General features: G+C 51.5%; 14 protein-coding genes and 3 pseudogenes. 12 read left to right on the forward strand and 5 right to left on the reverse strand.

Annotated features, from left to right (window positions below; genetic code table 11):
* Positions 1-104 precede the first annotated feature (104 nt).
* The 4 genes from gmtY to MWU62_RS00090 are packed head-to-tail and all read left to right on the forward strand — an operon-like array spanning position 105 to position 6218.
* Positions 105-1484 carry a gamma-mobile-trio recombinase GmtY gene (gene gmtY / locus MWU62_RS00075; RefSeq protein ID WP_247112861.1) on the forward strand — a complete coding sequence of 460 codons (1380 nt, stop codon included), beginning with the start codon at positions 105-107 and terminating at the stop codon, positions 1482-1484.
* Complete coding sequence (locus MWU62_RS00080) at positions 1474-5295, forward strand: VPA1269 family protein (RefSeq protein ID WP_247112862.1); 3822 nt, start codon at positions 1474-1476, stop codon at positions 5293-5295. The genes gmtY and MWU62_RS00080 overlap by 11 nt, the downstream gene beginning before the upstream one ends.
* Positions 5288-5923: a gamma-mobile-trio protein GmtX gene (gmtX, locus tag MWU62_RS00085; RefSeq protein WP_092033911.1), complete on the forward strand. Its 636-nt coding sequence runs from the start codon at positions 5288-5290 to the stop codon at positions 5921-5923. The genes MWU62_RS00080 and gmtX overlap by 8 nt, the downstream gene beginning before the upstream one ends.
* Positions 5916-6218, forward strand: coding sequence for a hypothetical protein (locus tag MWU62_RS00090; RefSeq protein WP_247112863.1), 303 nt, complete (start codon positions 5916-5918; stop codon positions 6216-6218). The genes gmtX and MWU62_RS00090 overlap by 8 nt, the downstream gene beginning before the upstream one ends.
* Positions 6219-6681: 463 nt before the next feature.
* Here the strand turns inward: MWU62_RS00090 and MWU62_RS00095 are convergent.
* Positions 6682-7077 (reverse strand): annotated as a pseudogene (locus tag MWU62_RS00095) (ectoine synthase).
* Positions 7078-7270: 193 nt separating this feature from the next.
* Between MWU62_RS00095 and MWU62_RS00100 the strand changes: the two are divergent.
* Positions 7271-7714: pseudogene (locus tag MWU62_RS00100) on the forward strand (transposase); the annotation flags it as partial.
* A gap of 146 nt (positions 7715-7860) precedes the next feature.
* Here the strand turns inward: MWU62_RS00100 and MWU62_RS00105 are convergent.
* Together MWU62_RS00105 and MWU62_RS00110 are read right to left on the reverse strand one after the other, a co-directional pair.
* On the reverse strand, positions 7861-9021 hold the full coding sequence (locus MWU62_RS00105) for an FAD-dependent oxidoreductase (protein ID WP_011783987.1): 1161 nt from the start codon (positions 9019-9021) through the stop codon (positions 7861-7863).
* Positions 9022-9053: 32 nt separating this feature from the next.
* Entirely contained in the window at positions 9054-11672 is a 2619-nt protein-coding gene (locus MWU62_RS00110) for a LuxR C-terminal-related transcriptional regulator (protein ID WP_104270339.1), read from the reverse strand.
* Positions 11673-11900: 228 nt separating this feature from the next.
* Between MWU62_RS00110 and MWU62_RS00115 the strand changes: the two genes are divergently transcribed.
* The 7 genes and pseudogenes from MWU62_RS00115 to MWU62_RS00145 all read left to right on the forward strand — a co-directional run bounded on the left by MWU62_RS00115 (position 11901) and on the right by MWU62_RS00145 (position 19386).
* Positions 11901-13118 (forward strand): alkane 1-monooxygenase, encoded by a 1218-nt coding sequence (locus MWU62_RS00115; protein WP_053115583.1) that lies wholly within the window; start codon positions 11901-11903, stop codon positions 13116-13118.
* A gap of 137 nt (positions 13119-13255) precedes the next feature.
* Positions 13256-13405, forward strand: a pseudogene (locus tag MWU62_RS00120) (rubredoxin); the annotation flags it as partial.
* Positions 13406-13438: 33 nt separating this feature from the next.
* Complete coding sequence (locus tag MWU62_RS18965; RefSeq protein WP_345799565.1) at positions 13439-13774, forward strand: rubredoxin; 336 nt, start codon at positions 13439-13441, stop codon at positions 13772-13774.
* Positions 13775-13825: 51 nt separating this feature from the next.
* Positions 13826-15280 (forward strand): aldehyde dehydrogenase family protein, encoded by a 1455-nt coding sequence (locus tag MWU62_RS00130; RefSeq protein ID WP_011783983.1) that lies wholly within the window; start codon positions 13826-13828, stop codon positions 15278-15280.
* Between the two features lie 27 nt (positions 15281-15307).
* Positions 15308-16906, forward strand: coding sequence for a choline dehydrogenase (locus tag MWU62_RS00135; protein ID WP_091642703.1), 1599 nt, complete (start codon positions 15308-15310; stop codon positions 16904-16906).
* 37 nt (positions 16907-16943) lie between these two features.
* A complete protein-coding gene (locus MWU62_RS00140) occupies positions 16944-18629 on the forward strand; it encodes a long-chain-fatty-acid--CoA ligase (protein ID WP_227714495.1) in 1686 nt (561 codons plus the stop codon).
* 85 nt (positions 18630-18714) lie between these two features.
* Positions 18715-19386, forward strand: a complete 672-nt coding sequence (locus tag MWU62_RS00145) for an OmpW family outer membrane protein (RefSeq protein WP_091642699.1) — start codon at positions 18715-18717, stop codon at positions 19384-19386.
* Between the two features lie 832 nt (positions 19387-20218).
* On the opposite strand, the gene MWU62_RS00150 is transcribed toward MWU62_RS00145, so the two are convergent.
* Together MWU62_RS00150 and MWU62_RS00155 are read right to left on the reverse strand one after the other, a co-directional pair.
* Positions 20219-21469, reverse strand: coding sequence for an FAD-dependent oxidoreductase (locus MWU62_RS00150; protein WP_091642696.1), 1251 nt, complete (start codon positions 21467-21469; stop codon positions 20219-20221).
* Between the two features lie 88 nt (positions 21470-21557).
* Positions 21558-23195: a choline dehydrogenase gene (locus MWU62_RS00155; RefSeq protein WP_227663913.1), complete on the reverse strand. Its 1638-nt coding sequence runs from the start codon at positions 23193-23195 to the stop codon at positions 21558-21560.
* Positions 23196-23199: the final 4 nt, after the last annotated feature.

The raw sequence follows: 23199 nt of genomic DNA on the forward strand, positions 1-23199 counted from the left end.
AAAGCATCAAAAACCTATGCCAGAAGTCGAAATCTGGTTTTTTTTGAGCATACACGCATATATAGTGGAATTAAGAACATACTATTTTACCAATTGGAAATTGCGTGCTGAACAGCGTCTGCATAGAGGCAAATATCAAAGTAGACAACACGGGGACGAAGATAAGTCTTCCGGTGATCGTCACCCAAGATGGTTTGCTGAAAAGTTATTTGGATTATTTGATCGTTCATCGATACAAGTCTCGGAGCTGGAAAGACAGGAGCGCGTTTGCGGTTCGACTCCTCATCGATTACACGAATCAGAATAAAGACTGCTTTGAAACTCCTCACCAACTGTTTCAGGAGTTTTCAAACAGCCTCTACACCGGAACGATTGGCGAGGACGGTAGCGATCCGAGTTGGCTGCGGTGGAAACCACGCGAGGATAAGGACGCGAACTTTCTAATCAGCCTCATAACACAATACACAGACTGGCTCTCTGAGCAGTATGAAGAGAAAAAGCTTCAGATAAACCCAACGGTGAAACCTACTCGTTACGAGGAGTGGATGGGCCTCGCAGCCTTCTACCAAAAGAAACGGCGGGCTTTTCTTTCCCACCTTTGGGCTAACAAACCAGCCCCTGCTTATTTCCGGAAGGTTATGCCCAGGAGGGTGTCGCGTTCTAACGGCAATGAGGGTAAGAAAAGCTTTCCTCCTGGACGAATTGACGACCTCTTGTGGAGTGGCCTTACGCGATATGGCTTTGAAACGAGCGACGTAGTTCATGAGCGCCTGGACCTGAAGAATGTGCTCATTACCATGCTGATGCATTACGGCGGACTCAGGCTCAGCGAGTGCTTTCACCTTTGGGTAGAAGATGTCGTGCCGTGGGAGGACGGAACCGCACTGGTCAAAATTTTTCATCCCGATAAAGGGCGGCCCCGTCCAAACGGCCCCAGCAGGCGCGAAGAGTTGCTCAACAAGTATGGGATGCAACCGCGATTTGAATATTCGAAATCCCATACGCTGCATGCAGGTTGGAAAGCGCCCAAAGAGGACAATGAAAGTCGCCACTTTCTTCAGGTTTGGTGGTTTCCAAGAAGTGCTGGTGAAACCTTTAACGACCTTTGGCGGCTTTACCTGACCTACCAGCGATACCCCGATGGCGGTAAACATCCGTTTGCATTCACGACGCAATCAGGCGCTCCGCACTCAATCAAAGGTTATAACCAATCGCTTAAAAGAGCCGTTGAAAGAATTGGTTTACCGTTTTCAAAAGAAGCGGGAACGACAGCGCACGCCCACCGACACTCGTATGGGCAAGCTCTGGCTGATGCAAACGCTGATTCTCTGATCATTAAAAACGCCCTACACCATAAATCGATAGAAAGTCAGCAGGTCTACACCGAACTCACTGATAAGCAGATGCGGGCGCATTTGAGCAGATTGTCGCCCGAGCACGGCTTAATTTCTCCAATCAAGAAAGAACTCATTCATGACAACTAAGTACGCCACGCTCGCCGAAGCCTCAGAAGCCGCTCAGCGCTTGGGATTCAAAACGCAGCCGGAATACAAGAAGAGCTACCGAAACGATTCGAAGCTGCCAGCAAATCCCGACCAATTCTATGCCGGAGATTGGGGTGATTGGTATAGCTTCCTTGGCACTGAGCGCCCCGGTGAGAAGTACGCCACTGTCGCCGAGGCGTCCGAGGCCGCTCAACGCTTGGGATTCAAAATAAGAGATGAATACAACAAGGGCTACAAAAAAGACCCGAAGCTGCCAGCAGCTCCCGACAAACACTATGCCGAAGATTGGGCTGATTGGCCCAACTTCCTTCGCAATGCGCGCCCCATAGAAAAGTACGTGACGCTCGCCGAGGCGTCCGAAGCCGCTCAGCGATTGGGCTTCAAAACACGCACCGAATACTTTGATGACTATCAAAAAGACCTGAAGCTGCCATCGAATCCCCACCGAAGTTATGCCGGAGATTGGGATGATTGGTATAGCTTCCTTGGCGTTGAGCGCCCCGAGAGGTACGCGGCGCTTGCCGAGGCGTCCGAAGCCGCTCAGCGCCTGGGGTTCAAAACACAGACGGAATACTTTGAGGACTACCAAAAAGACCCGAAGCTGCCATCACAACCCGCAGTTTTCTATGCCGAAGATTGGGATGATTGGTATAGCTTCCTTGGCACTGAACGCCCCAGTGAGAAGTACGCCACTGTCGCCGAGGCGTCCGAAGCCGCTCAACGCTTGGGGGTCAAAACACAGACGGAATACTTAGAGGACTACCAAAAAGACCCGAAGCTGCCAGCTTCTCCCGATCAATTCTATGCCCAAGATTGGAGTAACTGGTACAGCTTCCTTGGCACTGAACGCCCCGACGGCAAGTACGCGACGCTCGCCGAGGCGTCCGAAGCCGCTCAGCGCTTGGGATTCAAAACGTCCACAGAATACAAAGAGGGCTACAAACAAGACCCGAAGCTGCCATCCCATCCCGACGAAATCTATGGCAAACATTGGGCTGATTGGTACAGTTTTCTTGGCAATGAGCGCCCCAGAGAAAAGTACGCGACCCTCGCCGAGGCGTCCGAAGCCGCTCGGCGCCTGGAATTCAAATCAATCAAGGAATACCAGAAGGACTACAAAAAAGACCCGAAGCTGACAGTATCTCCCAACGACTTTTATGCCGAAGATTGGGATGATTGGTACAGCTACCTTGGCATTGAGCGCCCCGTGAAGAGGTACGCCACTGTCGCCGAGGCGTCCGAAGCCGCTCAACGCTTGGGGTTTAAATCAGGGGCGGAATACTTCAGGGGCTACGAAAAAGACCCGAAGCTGGTATCGACCCCAAACCAATTTTATGCCGAAGATTGGATAAGTTGGCCTCACTTCCTGGGCAACGAAAACGCCATTAATCGAGAACTGACCAGCAAATACCCCGAGTTTTGGAAAGCCATTCAGTGTTATGTAGAGGCTGGTACAGGCCAATCCAACAAATACTCACATTTGAGAGCATTCCTTAGATTTTACGTCGACAAGTTGGGCTTGGTTGACGATCCGGGAGCCATGCTGTCAAGGGATATCCCGTTTAATGAGCGAGCGTACGAAAACTTTATAAATGCCACCGCAGATACTGTAAAAAAATCAAGGCATAACGCCTGTTCCGCTTTTTTCGAGTGGATTTTGGAGACTTATTGCTCTGACGAGGACGATAACGGTGAGTTGATAGTTCTGCCCGGCTACCGCAATCCTCTGAGAACCGTTCTCAAGGGCTTGTTAGACCAGTTGCCCAGCTACAGGCGCAGTGAATCAAACAAGCCCGCATTACCCATGGATGCCATTTTACGAGCCAAGCAGCATCTTGTTCCGCTAGAGGCGACGTCGTTTCGCGATCTATATCAATTGCATCCCTTCCTCGAAGACTGCTGGTTCGAGGTTGATCCTCAGTTAATCGATGAGAACGACCCAAACTGCGTTTGTCGAGTAGTGACAAAAGAACGGAAGCGAGGTCGCAAGCGCTATTCTGAAGAGGTGTACGAGTTATGGTCGCCCGTGAAAATTGTTGCTCTCTACACGTTGCTGTCCATTCCATTGCGCAGTCAACAGATCCTTTGGCTCGATAGCGGAGAGGGGGATGAATTCCTTCCGGTATGGCGTGATGGGAAGGTCCACTGGATCAAGAATTTAAACCCGATTGCAACCCGAAAGCGAAACCAAGGCTTTATTCGGAAAGGGAACGATGACGGTGAGTTGAGTGCCTACATCACGACGAACAAAACCGGAAAGAAGCTTGGCGGCTACGAAGTTCCCTTTATGCCGGAAGACCTGGCGTATTGGGTTATCCAGCTTCGGGAGTGGCAGTCCAAATACAATCCTATCGAAGCACTCACACCGTGGACGCAAATCAAGCTGAAGCAAAAGACCAACAAAGACATCCTCAAACGGCGTGGTAAACAAGCGTTCCTTTTTCGCGATCCGGCGTCAATTACCTGTGATGAGAAGGTGTCGCCCATATTTACGACAACCGCGTTTACACGAACGCTGCCTGCTCTGTTGTTTCATAGTCAGAGGCCCGGTGAGGACTTCGCTGAGAAAATCGAAAATAAGAACAGCGTGGATTACAAGAGCCAATTTACCCCTCACGCTCTCCGCGTCAGCCTTATCACTGCCTACATTGTCGACGGCAGAGCGCCCATAGCCGTGATTTCAAAGCTGGTTGGTCATTCCTCGCTGGTGATGACGATTTACTACACAAAGGTAGGAGCCAGCAAAATGCGGCTGGAGATGGCGGCGGCTGAAAAACGGGCACTTGAGCAGAGTCACTATCGTTACGAAGACCTCATCCTCCAGAAGAAAATCGAAGAGGCGCGTCCGGAATTAATCGCCACAGACCGAAGCATCATGGATCAGTGTCTGACACCTAGTTGGCCCTCTGGAGCCTTCCAACTTATGAGTTTCGGAATCTGCCCCATGAGCGGCAACAAGTGTGACCAAGGTGGCATGGCGCTGGTTGAGCGAAAGGTTGAAGCACAGTACGCGCCGGTGCCCAATGGCTACCTTGGGACTCGAAATTGTCCCCAATGCCGCTTCTTCATTACCGGCCCGGCGTTTCTGGGCGGTTTGTCGGCTATTGCCAACGAAATCATTCTGGAAATCAATGTCGCCCGCAATGAATACCACGAACTCGAAGAAAAAAGGCAGACGCTCGATGACGAGCGGTACGATACCGAGTCTTCGGGACAGGTTTTTGGTAAAGAGCGAACGCTGAAAAAGATCACCTCGGCGTATGAGGAAAAAGCCAAAAAGCTCGACATGCTTCTCACGGATCTCCAGCACTTATACCGCCTGATTTCTCAATCTACCGAACTGCTGAAGACCTCCGAGACAGGCCAGCACCAACTGATCGTCAGCGACAATTACGTGGAAATGGAGATGCATTTGGAGGAGCAAAGCAGCGAGTTTCGGTTGCTCGCTGAGGTCTGTGCCAACGCTGAAATTTACGAGAGCGCCAGTGCCTCCAGGGCACGCCCCCTGCTCAGTCAGATGCTCGACAAATTGGCGGACACCAATGGGATTGCACCCGCGATATTTCGGTTGACCGAGGATCAGCAGCTCGAAGCTGCCAATCAGGTCGTCCGGCTGATTATGCAAGTGACACAGAATAACTGGCACGTCGCTGACCAGTTGATCAATGGGCAAATCACCTTGGAAGATCTCGCCGAACCACTACAGCTAGGTGATGTGCGCCAAGAGATCGAGTCAGCCATGAACGGGTCTTTGAAATTCCCGCTAGAAATCGAGAGTTGCAATGAGTGAACCGAACGAAGTCTACGAGGCCATACTGGGCCAACTGAAAAATTCTCGTTCCAGGAAGTCCCTGGAGGCCCTTCACGCCGTTTGCAAGGAACATCATGAGTCAGGCTCGGTTGATTTCAGAATCTCAACGATTGCGAAGCTAGGAGCCAGTCGTGGCGCTCCTAGCGAGCAGACCATCCGAAACAAAACCGGAGAACATTATAGAGCGGTCATTGAGGCTTGGCAGGCGCTTGGAGACCAGAAAAAGAAAGCGATCAAAGCACAGACCACGCCCTCGGGCGAGTACGATTGGGTTGATGAGGTAAGCAATAAAACTCACCGCTTCCTCATACTCGACCTGATTTCGAAGGTCCGTAAATTGAGGGCCGAAAATAAAAGGTTTGCATCGATCAAGAAATTGGAAATTGACTACCGAGCGGGTGCTGAAGACAAATCTGAATCGAGGTTACCGAGCCTGTTGAGTCACGAGATTGATGCATTGAGAGACGCCATCTCTGAGGAGTCCCTTAAATTAAAGGGCTGGACTAAAACAGAACGCGGCAGCATCAAGGACCAAAACGGCAAGGTTGTCCTCAGAAACGGTTTTGTGGATGCCCTTGAAAAAGCGTTGAGTATCGAGAATGGCTAACGGACAAGAAAAAGCTCGCGAAAACCTTGTTGCCTTTCAGCGTTGGGCCGCTACGAAAACCGAGGACGATTTAAAGCAAATCGTCTTTCGGGGCCAGCTAAACCGTGGCGAAGTCGCCAACGCTATCGGTATCGGAAAGAGCGCCGTGCGCCAGAATCCGGCGATAAAATCGCTGGTCCTTAAATACCTCGGGCGAATCGCCGCTTGCGGCGAGAGGGCAGAGCCCTCAATTGAAATCGAGGCTACGTCCGTTTTTTTGATAGAAGCGGGACCTTTTCAGACTGACTGTTCTTGATAAAAAGCGGACCTTTTTTGTCGCCGAGATTCCGGGAGCTTAAGCATGCTGAGGTCGCAAAGCGAACATTCAGTCGGGGCGCAAAACCATAATTGGTCTTAACGATCCTTTGCCACTAATCTCTAGGTGGTTACTTCCGCCGTTGAGATCCCTTCATTTTTGAAAACGCGCTTTACAGCAGCTTGCACGGGCCCATGTCACAATATGAAATTATTGGACGTGTATGGACCCCTCCTCTATTGTGGTGGTATCGACCTCTGTGGAAACTCTGTTTACCTCACTTGTGTGCTTCCGATAGCGCCTTCACATGCTAGCCGCAGCCATGTTGTGGTCATAGCCCGTCTCATTATGTACCAGTGCCCTGGCAGAGGCCGGATAACCGTGCCAGCCAAAGCACTGCCACCGGCAGCAGGCGCGCTGGTGGCAGTGCCAGCGGCCAGGTCAGCCGCCATATCAGGGCGGATCAGCTATCGCTGGTGTCCGGCAGGTAAGCGCCGTCCTCGTCATGGACTTCCTGGCCGGTCACCGGCGGGTTGAAGGCGCAGATCAGGCGCATGTCCTCGCTGCCACCGTACAGGATGTGCTTGTCGTGGTTGTCCAGGGCGTAGAGGGTACCGTCGGTAATCTCGTGAACTTCACCCGTGGCGAGGTCCTTGATGCGCCCGTTACCCGCAACGCAGTAAACGGCTTATAGGTGGTGCTTGTACCAGAAAGTGTGCTCGGAGCCTGCCTTGATGATGGTTTCGTGGAAGGAGAATCCCATTCCGTCCTTCTTGAGCAGCAGACGGCGGCTGGTCCACTGCTTGTCGCTGACTTCACGCTCGGTACCAATGATGTCCTGAACTCTAACGATTTTCATGGGCGAATCTCATGGTTGGTTGGCCAGAATCGGGTGAACTAGGCTTACAGTCTTAACATTAGACATCTATATATTTCAAGCGGCCCCTTCCTCCCGCCACTGGTTATACCCGCTCTAGCAGCCTGTCGGACTTAATCAAGCCGCATCGAAATGAGATAATCCTTACACCATGGGCCGCAACCGGACTTCAATGATGGGACATTTTGTACTCGCTGATCGGGACACTGACTTTCTGCTTCCTCCTTCCATTCAGGATTGGTTGCCTGAGGATCACCTGGCCCGGTTTGTCGTTGAAGTGGTTGATCAACTCGATCTGTCTAAGCTCACCCAGCAATATACGGGGCGCGGTTCGCGGGCTCATCATCCTGCCGTATTGCTCAGCTTGTTGATTTATGGATACGCGACCGGTGTCTTCTCCAGCCGCAAGATTGAACGCGCCACCCACGACTCGATTGCGTTCCGTTATCTGGCGGCCAACACGCATCCGGATGATGACACGATTGTCACCTTCCGCCGTCGTTTCCTTCCTCAGGTTGAGGCTCTGTTTGTCCAGGTTCTGCTGCTGGCGTGGGAAATGAGTCTGGTGAAGCTAGGCCGGATCGCTCTGGATGGCACCAAGGTGAAAGCGAATTATTCGGTGGCAGTAACTTGCGCAGAATAGCTTCGCGGCGCTCCGGTGAATACTTCATGAAAACCTCTGTCTCGCCCCACTTCATTTAGAAAGTCTAACATCGGGTGGGGTTCCAACTACCTTGACAGAGGGGGATCCCATCTTTCTTACACTTACCCGGAGAGAGCTTTAGATAGCTTGGCTTGCCGGGTGGGAAGATTGACTGTTTCAGTTGCGATCATCCGGTCTCCGGAAAAGAGCCAGAATTCACAGGCATTGTCACTCTCTGTGGGACGCCGCTGAATTCGGTCGTATCCAGTGGCGATTCCAATACACTGGACTTTCATGCCGTTGAGATCTGACCAAAAACGAGGAGGAGAGGCAGGCGGAGACGGTTTACCACAAATATGAGCCGCCGCAATTTGTGCTTGAAGCATGGCATTGTGAATAGTTTCTATTCGGATGGGTGTATTGGTGGAAACGTTGACGGCTTTAGCGCAATCTCCGATCGCAAATATGTCAGGGTCGGAGCTACGCATGCCGCTGTCTACTATAATACCACCGTCGCAATCCAGGTTTGCGTCTTGCGCAAGTTCGGCATTGGGGATGGCTCCTATACCGATAACAACGACGTCTGCGGGTTTGGTAGTGCCGTCGGACAAACGGATACCGGAAACTCGGTCTCCCTCAGTGAGAATCTGGTTGACGCTAGCATTGAAGTAGAACATTACGCCGGCGGAGGCCATGCGGTTTCTGACAAAATTACTTGTTAATGGTGACGCTACTCGACACATCGCTCGGCTGTTGGCCTCAAACACAGAGACTTGTTTTCCCTGTAGATTGGCAGCGGAGGCGACTTCAAGCCCGATAACACCCGCGCCGAGAATGGCCACCTTCTCGCATTCCGGGGCTAACAGGGCATTACGTAATGCGGTGGAGTGGTCAAGATTCCTGAGATAGAAAACATTTTTTGCGCTCTCACCAGGTAAATCAATAGGACGTGGCCTCGCTCCTGTTGCCAAAATCAGCGTGTCGTATTTAATTTTCCTGCCGCCTTGAATCACTACTTGCTTTGCCGATCGTTCAAGCGCTATTACTTTACCGCCTTGTTCAAATTCAACTTTGTTGTCCCGAAAGAAATTAGGAGAACGGATCGGAGTTGGCGAGGGCAACTCATCTGAGGTCAAATAGGCTTTGGACAACGGGGGACGCTGGTAAGGCAGCGTGTTTTCCTCGCCCAAAATGGTAATCGTTCCGTCGAATCCATTCTGGCGGAGAGCCTCTGCGGCGGTCAGGCTGGCTATTCCAGCGCCAATGATAACTATTTTTTGCATATTCGCTCGATTCCTCTTTTGTTTTTGTAGCACTATAAAAGTCCGCGCAGTCGAGCTTCAGTGACTGCCTGAACCCGGTTGGTTACTTTAAGTTCGCTGAAAATCTTCTTCATATGCCATTTGACGGTATCCTCCGTCACAAGAAGCCGTTCAGCGATCTCTCTGTTGGTCATTCCGTTGCTTACGCATTTCAACAGAGAAATCTGCTTTATCGTGATAGTTGAGTGGGCATTGCCGGGCACAGGTGGCACGCTGGAGTCTTCTATTCTGACATCGGGATCCTTCGTAGCTTTAGCTTCAGAGTCGTCTGGCAGATCGTTAAAAAGATCCTGAGCAAGGGGGCTAAGAGAAAGTAGCGCTTCTTTGATCCAGAGCCGTGTGAAGTGACAGTTCAAATGTTCCGAAAGTAGGTTTGCATCAAGAATCATGCGCTTCGCCGATTTTGATGAACCGAGGGCAAACGCTGCCAGGGCCTGACAATAGTGGGCGGCGATCCTGGTTCTAGCGTCTGAAATTGCGCTGGCGCTTTGTAGTGCTTGTTTGGCATATTTTTCGGCGACACCAAACTGTTTCCCAAGCCGTAGTCTATACATTGAGGTTACCAGGGCCATACGTGCTTGAATGGCCTGGTTTTGATTTGGCAGGAACGTCAGCTCACATTCATCGGGGAGTATAGGTGGACCCAATTCCTCGTTGTTCAGGAGAGTAAACTCAGCTAACTGAACTTTAGTCAGGATATTTAGACGAGAGAGCTCTCGCTCGCAGGAGGCTAAGCGGGATTGTTCCAACAAGGCCATGGCTCTATCTCGGAACCCTTGGTGGTACAGAAAACGGCTGTAGGCCTGTGTACACCCCCACAGAATATCTGTAACGCCATAGTTCAAAGCGAAATCGAACGAAGCCTGTGCAGATTCCTGGGTAACCAGGTGATGGTTCTGTTCGTGCAGGATTTGTAACTCAAGGGTGCCAAACATTTTATTTAAAAAAGTTTTTGGCACCTGAATCTTTTCTGCTGTTTTATTCGCTTGAAGCAACACACTCCTTGCTCGGGCGATGTCCCCCTTGAACAGTTCACCCTGAATTTCTGCAGTTTTAAGCCAAATAAAAGCGTAATGTTGATTGGATGACTGGATGGCCACAGCCGCTCGATGGGACAATCGCTCCAACTCTTCAAAATGGCGTCCACTGGAGGCAATGAATGCCTGGCAAGTAAGTGCTGCGCCTTTGCCAACCATGTTACGGTCGCCAAAGGCGTCTATCCATTTTTGACAGAGAACCTGACTCTCCAGTAATTTATCCTGTGTAGCTTTGCCTATCGCATTAACCAATTCCCGCCATCCTTCCTCATCAAGATCGCCCACCCCCCTGGAGCTCGGATGAAGCGAACTAACCAGTATTTCCTCTGCTTGACGAGCTTGTTGGCTGAAATACAAAATCCACGCGTAACCTATGCTCAAGGCAGCGATTTTTTTTATCGTACGAGCCGGTACTTTTCCAAACCAGGTACGAAGTACTTCGATTTCACCCTGTCTGAGTGCCACGTCCAGGATAATGCTGTCACTTACGACGCGAGCCCATCGATGGTCACTGGCTTCCAGAGCTGCATTGATTGAATGGAGGTACTCTCCCCTACGCCAATGCCAGAACGCGACCCGTTTCAGTACATACGAGCGACGTTCTCGTTGGGTGGTGTTAAATAAACTACGCAAATACTCTCGCAGCACAGGGTGCATATCCATACGATCAGCAGAAGTCCCGGTGGGAGCTAAAAGAGCATAATGTTCGTTAAGAAACGTAATTTCCCGGTCGGCCTCTTCTGTCTTATAGACATAGCCATAGCATTCAGCGCTGATTACTTCGAGCATCGCTGCATTGCAAAGAAAGGTCCTCGTACTATTGGGTAACGCAGTTAAGAGGTTGTCCCTGAAATACGAGCGAGTTTCCGGCCAAGTCGCTGCGGGGAGATTTGGGTTTGGGGTTCGGCACATAAGCCTGACAAGTGCTGGCCATCCACCGGTCGCTTTTATGATGTTGCTGGCTTCGGGGCCACCCATACCCGATAATTCACTAACCTCCTCTTCTGTAAATACAAGTTCATCAGCACCATACGTTACAACACCCGCCATCATAGACAAACGTGGCAACGCCCCGACGCGACTCGGTGCAATGAAAAATTTCACATTGCTCGGTGTTTCACAGATTAAATCCTCAATCAAATCCGCGGTATGTTTAGCCTCGCCAACCCCATCAAGGCAAATTCTTATCGTCTTTTTTGCATTACACAGTGCGTTTCGAAGAACTTCGATGGTGTCGATGTCACTTTTTATCGTGCGCCAGGATTCAACTCCTTCGAGTTGATATAAAACTAACGCTGCAAACAAACTGCCATTAACGTCACATGAGTCAGGGCACGACCGGGTATTGATATAAACGGCGCTCTCAAGTTCCAGTTCGCGAGTGTTTGCTGCCAAGGCCACTTGTACAGATTTTCCATAGCCTGGCGGGGCCCGATACAGAACTACCTTTGATTCAGGCGTAGCAGAAGCGCTCAGGCAATAGCGGTCTAAACACCCTTGAGTAATGAAACACTGACGAGCCCACATCCTTTCAGACATCCTCCGACACCAGTCTTCCAAGCTATGGCGGGTCATGACAATCCGATCTCCTGCTTCGTCTCCCCGAAACGCGAGGGCGCTATGGGGTGAAAGCATATTGATAGATGTCTAGTGCGAAAACTACCCCTTAGAGTAGTTGTTTGATCTCCGGTTCTGGCCAAACCTGTTCATGCCTACAACTTGTCCGTTCACCTGAGGGACTCGGTGTTCGCACAATGTAGAAAAATGATCAAGCTGAAAAACAATAAGGTGATCCTAATGTCAATGTCAGAAAATGTCTTAACAACAGAGTCTCTTCAGAGAGACCCTGATGCCGAAGGTTATGTGGACAGAAAACGCCACCTGTGGGTCCTTTCTGTGCTGTGGCCAGCGACGCCTCTTATTGGCCTTTATTTGGTATCCCAAACTGGATGGAGCATTTGGTACGGATTGGTGTTGATCCTTTGGTATGGCGCAGTTCCCTTGATTGATGCCATGTTTGGAGAGGATTTTTCCAACCCCCCCGAGTCGGCCGTGCCTCGGCTTGAACAGGATCGTTACTACCGGGTACTGACCTACTTAACTGTTCCTATTCATTATGCGGCCTTGATTGTCAGTGCCTGGTGGGTATCCACGCAACCAATGAATGTTTTCGAGTTTCTGGCATTGGCCCTTTCCCTGGGAATCGTGAATGGTCTGGCTCTGAACACAGGCCACGAACTTGGCCATAAAAAAGAAACGTTTGACCGTTGGATGGCGAAGCTTGTCCTCGCCGTGGTCGGATATGGTCATTTCTTCATTGAGCACAATAAGGGGCATCACCGTGATGTGGCTACGCCGATGGACCCGGCGACATCCCGCATGGGTGAGTCCATTTACTCATTCTCACTGCGTGAAATTCCCGGTGCTTTCAAGCGGGCATGGGATTTAGAGGAACAGCGCCTCAGTCGTTGTGGAAAAAGTGTCTGGAGCCTGGAGAACGAAGTTCTTCAGCCTATGATTTTGACCGCTGTGCTTTATGCGGGATTGCTGGCGTTTTTTGGTCCCTTAATGCTGATCTTTTTGCCCATTCAAATGGCCTTTGGCTGGTGGCAGCTGACCAGCGCCAACTACATTGAGCATTACGGATTGCTGCGCGAGAAGATGTCGGATGGACGTTATGAGCGTCAACAACCGCACCACTCATGGAACTCAAACCATATTATGTCGAACCTGATTCTGTTTCATTTGCAACGACATTCCGACCATCACGCCCATCCTACAAGGTCCTATCAATCGCTTCGCGACTTCAAAGACCTGCCTTCCTTACCATCGGGATATCCCGGGATGTTCCTGGCCGCAATGTTTCCCTCATGGTTTCGTTCGATAATGGACCACCGGGTGCTGGATTGGGCTAAAGGAGATCTCGATAAGATTCAGATTCAACCCGGCAAGCGTGAATTCTATGAGCGTAAATTTGGTGGGACTGATTCTGAATCAGTCGATACCGCCGCGGCTAAATGATCGGCTAATCGGAACTTATATACCTCGTTTACTTTATTTACGTTGCAGAAAAAGAGCCTCTGACGTGCACCTGAAAGAGGGTGCGCGTCGGGCGCTACCAAAACAAAGACAATAATATCGTTTGAAAGGTGCTCTAAATGGCTAAGTATCAATGCCCTGATTGTGGTTATGTATACGACGAAGTGGTTGGTGATCCGCACGAAGGCTTTCCTGCAGGAACGACATGGGAAAAAATTCCTGAAGACTGGTCCTGTCCAGACTGTGCCGTCAGGGATAAGGTTGACTTCGTTGCGCTTCAAGAAGCGAACCCGGAACTTTCGGTGTCCGCAACCAATACAGCGGTCCGCCCTGCCAGCCAAGCTAAGACCGAGGGAGCATCGCAGAAAGCAACGGGCGCATCTACTCCTTCAGCTAAAAATAAAACAAAGCCCAAAGCGAAACCCAAGCCTAACTCTTCAAAATCGCCGAAAGACTCGACTCAAAAAGATACCTATCGGAAGTGGGTCTGCATCACTTGCGGCCATATCTACGATGAAGCTCTCGGAGATGAAGCCGAAGGCTTCCCTGCCGGCACTCGTTTTGAAGATATTCCAGACGATTGGTGCTGTCCGGACTGTGGTGCCACAAAAGAGGACTATGTCCTCTATGAAGACTAGTAATCCGATGGAAAATAACAACAGTCTCGTTCGGCAAGAGGTGATTTTATAATGCAGATTGCTAGTCTGGCGAAGGTTGGGCTGCCCAATGTGTCAACCAGCGATACGATTGATTCAACGTTCGCGGCCCTACAGCGGGCACAACTTGCGCGTCGCGGAAGTTTTACCTTGGAGGCTCGAATAGCGCAGCTCGACCAGCTGCGGGATTCAATTAAACGCTACGAATCAAACATCATTGCGGCTTGCGCGGCGGACTTTCGAAAACCCGCTCCAGAAGTCAAATTAACTGAACTCCTGCCGGTGCTTCAGGAAATTCGACACACTAAAAAACACTTGCGTAAATGGATGCGTCCGAAGCGAGTGGCTGCATCCGTTGGTGTTCTGGGCACGAAATCTTATGTTCGGCCAGAACCAAAGGGAGTGTGCCTGATTATTGCACCGTGGAATTATCCGCTCAATCTTGCGCTCGGACCTCTCGTCTCAGCGTTGGCTGCAGGGAACGGAGCCATCATTAAACCCTCGGAAATGACACCACATACCTCAAAGGTGATTGCCAACATTGTCGCCGAAACCTTCCCTCCCGATCTGGTTTCCGTGATTGAGGGTGATGCCGCGGTAGCGCAGAAACTGTTGGCCTTACCCTTCGACCACATATTCTTCACGGGCAGTCCTGCGGTAGGCAAGGTGGTCATGGAGGCTGCCGCCAAGAACCTTTCCTCAGTGACACTGGAATTGGGGGGTAAGTCCCCGACCATTGTTGGCCCAGATGCCAACATAAAGAGGGCTGCGAGAAACATTGTCTGGGGTAAGTTTGCCAATAATGGACAGACCTGTATCGCCCCAGATCATGTTTTTGTGCACGTTAATATCGCAGATCAATTCAATGAAGCACTTAAAACGGAAATTGGGCGAGTCTATGGAAAAACACCAGAAGCCCAGAAATCGACCGCCGACTATTGCCGGATTGTAAATCGACGTCATTTCCAGCGAGTTTCAAACCTGATAGATGATGCCAAAAACAAAGGTGCAAGAGTCTTTGAAGGCGGTGTTACAGATGCTGAAGAGAATTTTATTGCTCCGACGTTGATTTCAAATGTATCGAGCGACATGGATATTTCACGTGAGGAGTTATTCGGCCCGATCTTACCCGTTATTGAATTCGACGATATTGATCTGGTTATCAAGAAAATCAACGATAACCCTAAACCGCTTGCGCTTTACATATTCGACAAAAACGAGGCTTTTGCCACGGATATTATCGAGCGAACGAGCTCCGGCGCTGTAGGAGTCAACCTTACAGTTGTGCATTTTCTACATCCGGGCCTGCCGTTTGGTGGAGTTAATAATTCCGGGATAGGGGCGGCACACGGTGAATACGGTTTCCGCGCTTTTTCGCATGAAAAGGCGTTGATGGAGGATAAACATTCTCTTATGCATCTTCTTTTTCCACCCTATACAGCCTGGGTCCGGCGTCTTATAGAGGCTGCTGTTCGTATTCTGGGCTGAGTATAATCAAATAATAAGAGAGTTATTATGTACGATTACATTATTGTCGGTGCGGGATCGGCGGGCTGTGTATTGGCCAATCGGCTTACGGCGGACTCTTCAAAGCGAGTAGCGTTGCTAGAAGCGGGCCCAAAGGATAAAAATCCACTCATACATATGCCTATAGGTATAGCACTCCTTTCCAATAGTAAAAAGCTGAATTGGGCTCTTGAAACCGAACCTCAAGAACATCTGAAGGAGCGCCGCCTGTTTTGGCCTCGTGGGAAAACACTTGGCGGGTCCTCTTCTATCAACGCCATGGTCTATATCAGAGGTCACAAAGCCGATTATGACCACTGGGGTCAAGTTGCCGGGACCGACCTCTGGGGATGGGATCGCGCTTTAAAATTGTTTCGTCGACTGGAAGATAATAAACGTTTTGGCGCAGATTCTTACCATGGGGAGGGCGGTGAGCTCACCGTAAGTGAACTCAAATCAGTCAATCCGTTGAGTCGAGATTTTGTTCGAGCGGCACCTCATGTAGAGCTCCCGATAAACACGGACTTTAATGGAGAGACGCAAGAGGGATTGGGACTCTACCAGGTGACACAAAAAAATGGTCGCCGTTGGAGTTCAGCGCAGGCATTTCTGCGTGTCGCGGAGAACCGGCCTAATCTTGATGTGCTAACGGACGCGCGGGTAACCCGGGTGGTAATGGACGGTAAGCGGGCAGTCGGCGTGACACTGAACCAGGGGGGCGAATATCGCCAGCTTAGACTCAATAACGGCGGTGAAGTCATATTGTCTGGTGGTGCGGTTAATTCACCACAACTACTTATGCTTTCGGGAATCGGTGATAGCGAAGAGCTTGGAAAACACGGGATCCCCCTTGTGCATCATCTTCCTGAGGTCGGCCAGAATCTGGTTGATCATTTGGATATTACGATCATGCACGCGGCAAACTCACGTTTGCCCATTGGCGTTGCTCCCAGTTTCCTGTTTCGGGGCGTGAGCGCATTATTCTCATATATCTTTGCGCGACGTGGATTTCTTACCAGTAATGTTGCCGAGTCCGGAGGCTTTGTTAAATCCGAGCGCTCGTGCGAACGGCCAAATGTGCAATTCCACTTTTTGCCAACTTACCTGAAGGATCATGGACGAAAAGTGATGGCCGGGTATGGGTACACCTTGCATATTTGCGATCTAATGCCCAGAAGCCGCGGTTTTATTGGTCTCAAAAGCCCTGACCCATTGGCCGACCCGTTGATTCAACCCAATTATCTCAGTAACCCCGAAGACATCAAAACAATGATCTCGGCCGTTAAATTTGGACGACGGATACTCGGGGCACCAACAATGGCTTTACATAGTAAACGAGAAATTAAGCCCGGAAACTCGGTGTCTTCGGACAGTCAGATTGCGGACTTTATCCGGGAAAATGCAGAGACTATTTACCACCCCGTTGGCACTTGTCGTATGGGCGCGGATCCGGATTCAGTCGTTGATCCGGAATTAAAAGTCAGAGGGATTGAAGGGCTAAGAGTTGTCGATGCCTCGATAATGCCCAGTTTGGTTGCCGGTAACACCAACGCACCCACCATGATGATTGCCGAAAATGCAGCCGACATCCTCTTGGGAAATGTTTAGGTTCAAACCCGGATTATGCCTTCTACATTGGACCTTAATGACGCCAGATACTCGCGTCAACCAACTACAAAAACGACAGGAGATAAACGTGCTTGGCCAAATGATGAACATGGAGCTCACCGTGAATTCCTTGATCGACCATGCTGCTCGCTACCATGGAGACGCTGAGATTGTGTCGATAGGAACGGATGGAAATCCCAGTCGATCTGACTGGGCAACTGTTTCGGAGCGGTCGCGACAACTTGCGTCAGCGCTTCGAACGGCAGGCTATGTCCAGGGGGATCGGTGCGCGACCATTTGTTGGAATAACGTGGGGCACCTGGAATGTTACCTTGGCATCTCTGGTGGCGGGATGGTGTGTCACACCATTAACCCGCGACTGTTTCCAGAACAACTCGTTTACGTTATCAACAATGCTCAAGACAAAGTCATATTCTTTGACAAAACGTTCCTTACCATTGTTTCAAATATCCGAGACCGACTGGAGACGGTTGAGAAATTTGTATTGATGTCCGAACCGGACGAAGAAATTGCAGCGCAATTTCCAGGCTTGTTGTTTTATGAAGAGTTTCTCCAGCGAGGAACGCCTAACGCGAATTGGCCTGAAATCGCCGAAAACCAGGCCTCAAGCCTCTGCTATACATCGGGCACCACCGGAAATCCCAAAGGGGTGCTCTATTCACACCGCTCCACCGTTCTGCACGCGCTGGTAGCTGCTCAACCCGACGCACTGAATTTATCGGCACGGGACGTGGTGATGCCGGTTGTTCCTATGTTTCACGTAAATGCGTGGGGGGTACCCTACATTACGGCGATGGTTGGAGCCAAACTGGTGTTGCCTGGTCCTGGCCTGGATGGGCAAAGTTTGGTCAAGCTGATCGATTCAGAAAGCGTAACGATTGCGCTGGGTGTGCCTACGATTTGGCAGGGACTTCTCTCGGCTTTGGACGAGCTTGGCTCCTCGGCACAGTCGCTTAAACGGACGGTGATAGGGGGTAGCGCTTGTCCGCCCTCAATGATGTCGGAGTTTCGTGGTAAGTATGGCGTAGAAGTTGTCCATGCATGGGGAATGACAGAAACATCACCGATCGGGACCGTCAACGCACTGCTGTCGAAACACAATACTCTTTCGGAGGAAGGAAGAAACAAAATCCGTGAAAGCCAGGGACGGCCTCCCTACGGGGTGCAGCTCAAAATTGTAGGAGAAGACGGTCATCAACTGCCCGAAGATGGCATTGCTCAGGGAAATCTCCGCATCCGTGGTCATTGGGTGGTAGCCGATTACTTCGGTGTTGAACCAAATCAGACTCTTGAGGAAGACGGTTGGTTCGAGACAGGTGATGTTGCTTCGATCAATGATGATGGATTTATGACAATACGTGACCGCTCAAAAGATATTATTAAATCTGGTGGTGAATGGATATCTACAGTCGAATTGGAGGGAATCGCAATGGGCCATTCTGCCATCAATGAAGCTGCCGTAGTGGCGGCCTCCCATGATAAATGGGACGAACGACCGATCCTGTTGGCAGTAAAAATACCCGACGCAAATATTACTGAGGAGGAACTTCTTGCTCATTATCAGGGGAAAGTCGCCAAGTGGCAGATCCCGGATCGCGCGATCTTTGTGGAAGGATTGCCACGCAATGCCACTGGGAAAGTATTAAAAAACAAGCTGCGTTCTGAGTATGGGGAAGTATTAGTCAGTAAACCGGCAAGCTAGCATCAATGAGTGACATTTGTGTTACGAAAAATTGCAGTTTTACCTAAAGCCAATTTGTTTTAATACCAAAAAGGATAATAAAAAAATGAAACCTAAAATAATTAGTAAAGTCTCGTTAGTGGCGTTCCTTTTACTTTCACTTGCTGCGAGCCTGGCCAACGCTCAATCTGAGCCGGTTTACAGTAGAGGCGACTGGGTGGTTGGGCTGAATGCCACTAGAGTTCTAACCGATGAAGATTTGCGATCAGCCTCTGCGGGGGGTGCCCCCGTTCCAAATTCCAACCTGTCTATTAACAACGATACGACCATATCATTCGACGTGTCGTATTTTCTGAGTAATCAGCTGGCATTCAACATTTTTGGCGGCATTCCCGCTAGTGCGGACCTCCAGGGCGAAGAGTCTCTCTCCGGTCTTTTTCTTGGTCAAACAGATTATGGTCCGGTAATTCTTTCGCTTCAGTATCATGTCTTGACGGGTAGCAACTTCTCTCCGTACTTTGGAGCGGGTGTAGGACGGATTCTCTTTTTAGATGAAAAGGATCGCGCACTAACCGACTTCGACGTCGAAGATACATGGGCCCCTGCGGTTCAGGCTGGTTTTCGCTGGAAGATACACAATAACTGGTCGGCAAATTTTGACGTTAGATATGCACCCTTCAAGGCGGATATCACCGGTAACCTGGGCCCGGCCCCTGTTCAGGCAGAAGTGGAAGTGGACCCCACTATCGTGAGCATCGGAGTCGCATATCGCTTTTAAATGCCAAGTATACCAACCGTCTGCATTTGCTGGTCGCTTTCAGCAACCTGCTGATTGATAAAAAACCTGCAGCGTAAGACCAATGCGCCCCTTTTCCGCCAAGATTGCGGAAAAGGGGCAAAAACCAGCGGTTATTCAGATCTTCCTTAGGTATATAGCCCCAGCCTTATACATCATTTAAAGGTCTCGTATCGTTTAGTCGAGTAGTATATAGCCATCAGGACCGGCACGTCCTTACTATAGAAAACCTTTTCAGTAGTCCCGCAAGTTTCATTTAATCGAGCAAGTGTCTTAACATTAATACCGCTCGTAACTATCGGTTCTTGATGTCCACCATCAATAAGCCGGAATCTTACTGTGTTTGATTTACACACCGCTTGAAGCTTGCAGTCTGAAAAGCCCTGTCTTGGCTGCCACCACCCATCCGCATGAAAAAGCATATGCTCAGATGAACCAAAACAAGAGGTCGACACCGAATGGGCGATGTTGCTTATGAAGGATTGAGTGATCGGAACCTCTACCCATAATGGCCGATAGAGACTTCGCTTTATCTTTGTGGATAAAATCAAGTTCATATTTTCGTCGGTAATTGCAAGGTGAGGTTATTAGTGGGATATATAGAGAATTATTTCACCGCTATGGTGCTCTCGGTTTACCAGAGCAACAGTAATGTGTCTGGCTACGGGAAATTCCGCCGGTTGTGGCTCACGCATTCTTTGCGCTCACTGAAAGCTGTCGGTCGTAGGATATGATATCCATAGGCCGTATGAGTTGTGCATTGCTTTCGCAATTTTGGGCAAACTAAGGGCACAGCTCTACTCGGTCGTCAATTTCAATTTATGGACTGACCGCTCACCAAGGACTTCAGTTCAATATCCGGATCCTTCAACATTTCAGGATTGACCTGCCTGCGTTGTTGAACGAGGGTCTTGCCGACCATAAAAGCGATGGGCAGGTTAACCGCATCAACAGCAATGACACAGCCGTCGCGGAGATAAAACACCGCAAATCCCTTGTCTTCCGGGCTTCCGCGCAGCACACGCTGATCATGATATTGCGACAACCCCACCATCTGCAGACGCACGTCATACTGGTTCGACCAGAACCATGGAGCGCTATTATAGGGTTTCTTCTCGCCCATCAGGGTTGCCGCCACTGTCCGGGCCTGATCAACCGCGTTGGCGACAGATTCAAGGCGCTGCATCTTCTCGAAGAAAAGATTCCGGTGGCGGGTACAGTCGCCGATCGCCAGGATGGCTGGATCTTCTGTGCGGGTAAACTCGTCAACAATAATGCCGTCATCACAGGGCAGGCCGGCGGCCTCAGCCAGGGCGGTTTCTGGCGCCACACCCACTGAAACGAGCACTATGTCGGCCGGTACAGTGCCGCCGCTCGCCAATGTCACGCCAGCCACATGCCCCTGATCGCTAGCTTCGAAACCGGTTACCGCCGTGTTCAGGCGTAGATCCACGCCAGCGTTACTGTGTTTGGTGTAAAAAAACTCCGACATTTCCGGGCCTGTTACACGCTGCATAAGACGCTCGGCCGCTTCCAGTACCGTGACATCAACGCCTTTTTTGGTAGCGCTGGATGCCACTTCAAGGCCAATGTAACCACCACCCACGATGACCAAGCGTTTCCCCGGAACCAGTTGTTCACGCAGGGCATCCGAGTCAGCTATGTCATGTAGGTAATGAATGCCCTTCAAGTCAGCCCCGGGTGCGTTCAGGCGTCGAACGTGTGACCCCGTGGCCAGGACCAGTCGATCGTATTTCAATGTGCTCTGGTCCGACAAACTGATGGTCTTGTTGTCCCGATCAATTTGTTCGGCACGTACACCGAGCCGCAACTGATGGCCGGCGTTCTCGTACACCGAGCGCGGCTTGAGGTACAGCGACTCCTGATCCACCTCGCCTGCCAGGTAGTTCTTGGACAGGGGCGGCCGCTGATAGGGTGGATGTGGCTCTTCGCCCACCAGGACCACTTCATGTTGATATTTCTTTTGCAGCAAGGTTGTCAGGAGCGCACCTGCTGCGTGCCCGCCGCCAACGATGACTGTCGTCTCTTTCTGTTGGTTTGCCATAGCCTGTCTCTTTCTACTGTTCTTTGGAATCAGATTGATCAGAAGTCCAGATGCCAACTGAGCCCTGTGACGCCCGCGCGCGCGGAGCTCAGCCGACCATCTCCCCGGCATCCTCAAGTATCATCGCGGCACCTTTCTCGCCGATCATGGTTGCCGGCTGATTGGTGTTTCCGCCGACCAGCGTCGGCATGATGGAGGCATCGACCACCCGCAGGCATTGCAGGCCATGCACGCGCAGGCGCGGATCGACCACCGCCATCGGATCAACACCCATCTTGCAGGTGCCAACCGGGTGGTACGCTGATTCACCGCTGCGCCGTACCCATGCGGCGAGATCGTCGTCATTCTGCAGCGCCGGCCCGGGCAAGACCTCAACCTCGTGGTGCGGGGCAAACGCCGCCTGCGCCAGGATCTTGCGCACCAGGTGGACACCGCGCACCAGTCGCTCGACATCGGCGGACTCGGCCATGTAGTTGGGGTCGATCAGCGGCGCGGCAAACGGGTCGGCACTGTGCAGACCGACGCGCCCGCGCGACGACGGCCTGAGCCCGTAGATCATCACCGCGTAGCCATAACCGCTCATCGCGGTCTTCAGGTCTCGCCCGTGATCGTCGTACAGCATTGGCGCGAAGTGCAGCTGCAGGTCGGGTACCGGCTCCTCGGGCCGGGAGCGGATGAACCCGCCGGCCTCGGCGCCGTTGCTCGACAGCACGCCCCGCCGGCCGCTCAGATACGTCAGAGCGCCCCACAGCCCCTTGAGCCAGTAACTCGGATGCATCGAGATGCTTTGGCGGCTGCGGGCGCTGACGCGCACGAACACGTCGATATGATCCTGAAGATTCTGCCCGACGCCCCCCAACGCATGGCGCAGTTCTATGCCATGCCGGGACAGTTCCTCCCGCGGACCGATCCCGGACAGCATCAGCAGTTGCGGCGAGTTGAACGCGCCGCCGCAGAGCACAACTTCGCGCCCGGCACGGACCTGCGTCAGCCCCTTTGTATCGCGGTATTCGACACCGGTGGCGCGGGTGTCTTCGAGTAGCACCCGGGTGACATACGCGCCGCTGCAAACCGTCAGGTTGGAACGCGCCGTGGCGGGTTCGAGATAGGCCCGCGCGTTGCTACAGCGTGTGCCGTCTTTCTGGTAGGCGTAGTAGAAGCCCACGCCCTCCTGCTCACTGCCGTTGAAATCTGTATTGAGCCGGTACTTTGCCTGGGTCGCCGCCTCGACAAACGCCGTGCTCAGCGGATTGGTATAGCGGCGCTCGGCAACGTTCAGCGGACCACCCTGACCATGAAATTCTGCCTCATTCGGCGTAAGTTTGGGCTCGAAATGTTCCGATCGGCGGAAGTAGGGCAACACCTCGGCGTATGACCACCCTTTGCACCCCAGCCGTGCCCACTCGTCGTAGTCCCGGGCATGCCCGCGAATATAGACCTGCGCGTTCATGCCGCTGGAACCGCCAAGCATCTTGCCCCGCGGCTGAAAAAGCGCCCGGTCGTGCATGTGACGCTGCGGTTCGGTATTGAACTGCCAGTTGTAGCGGCGGCTGAACATTAGCTGCAGGAAACCCAGCGGCATGTTCACGAAAGGGTTGCGGCGGCTCTCCGGACCGGCTTCAAGCAGCAGCACAGAATGGCGACCGCTCTCCGACAGGCGGCTGGCGACAGCACATCCGGCCGAGCCCGCGCCAACCACGACATAGTCAAATTGTTCGGTCGTCATCCTG

Source organism: Marinobacter sp. S6332 (assembly GCF_023016045.1).
In the GTDB taxonomy this organism is placed as follows: Bacteria; Pseudomonadota; Gammaproteobacteria; order Pseudomonadales; family Oleiphilaceae; genus Marinobacter.

Bases quoted from the DNA above. Each gene is read 5' to 3' on its own strand.
- MWU62_RS00150 (WP_091642696.1), bottom strand. From the start codon at position 21,469: ATGGCAAACCAACAGAAAGAGACGACAGTCATCGTTGGCGGCGGGCAC.
- MWU62_RS00090 (WP_247112863.1), top strand. From the start codon at position 5,916: ATGGCTAACGGACAAGAAAAAGCTCGCGAAAACCTTGTTGCCTTTCAG.
- MWU62_RS00110 (WP_104270339.1), bottom strand. From the start codon at position 11,672: ATGACCCGCCATAGCTTGGAAGACTGGTGTCGGAGGATGTCTGAAAGG.
- MWU62_RS00080 (WP_247112862.1), top strand. From the start codon at position 1,474: ATGACAACTAAGTACGCCACGCTCGCCGAAGCCTCAGAAGCCGCTCAG.
- MWU62_RS00145 (WP_091642699.1), top strand. From the start codon at position 18,715: ATGAAACCTAAAATAATTAGTAAAGTCTCGTTAGTGGCGTTCCTTTTA.
- MWU62_RS00105 (WP_011783987.1), bottom strand. From the start codon at position 9,021: ATGCAAAAAATAGTTATCATTGGCGCTGGAATAGCCAGCCTGACCGCC.
- MWU62_RS00135 (WP_091642703.1), top strand. From the start codon at position 15,308: ATGTACGATTACATTATTGTCGGTGCGGGATCGGCGGGCTGTGTATTG.
- MWU62_RS00115 (WP_053115583.1), top strand. From the start codon at position 11,901: ATGTCAGAAAATGTCTTAACAACAGAGTCTCTTCAGAGAGACCCTGAT.
- MWU62_RS00140 (WP_227714495.1), top strand. From the start codon at position 16,944: ATGACGCCAGATACTCGCGTCAACCAACTACAAAAACGACAGGAGATA.
- gmtX (WP_092033911.1), top strand. From the start codon at position 5,288: ATGAGTGAACCGAACGAAGTCTACGAGGCCATACTGGGCCAACTGAAA.
- MWU62_RS00130 (WP_011783983.1), top strand. From the start codon at position 13,826: ATGCAGATTGCTAGTCTGGCGAAGGTTGGGCTGCCCAATGTGTCAACC.
- MWU62_RS00155 (WP_227663913.1), bottom strand. From the start codon at position 23,195: ATGACGACCGAACAATTTGACTATGTCGTGGTTGGCGCGGGCTCGGCC.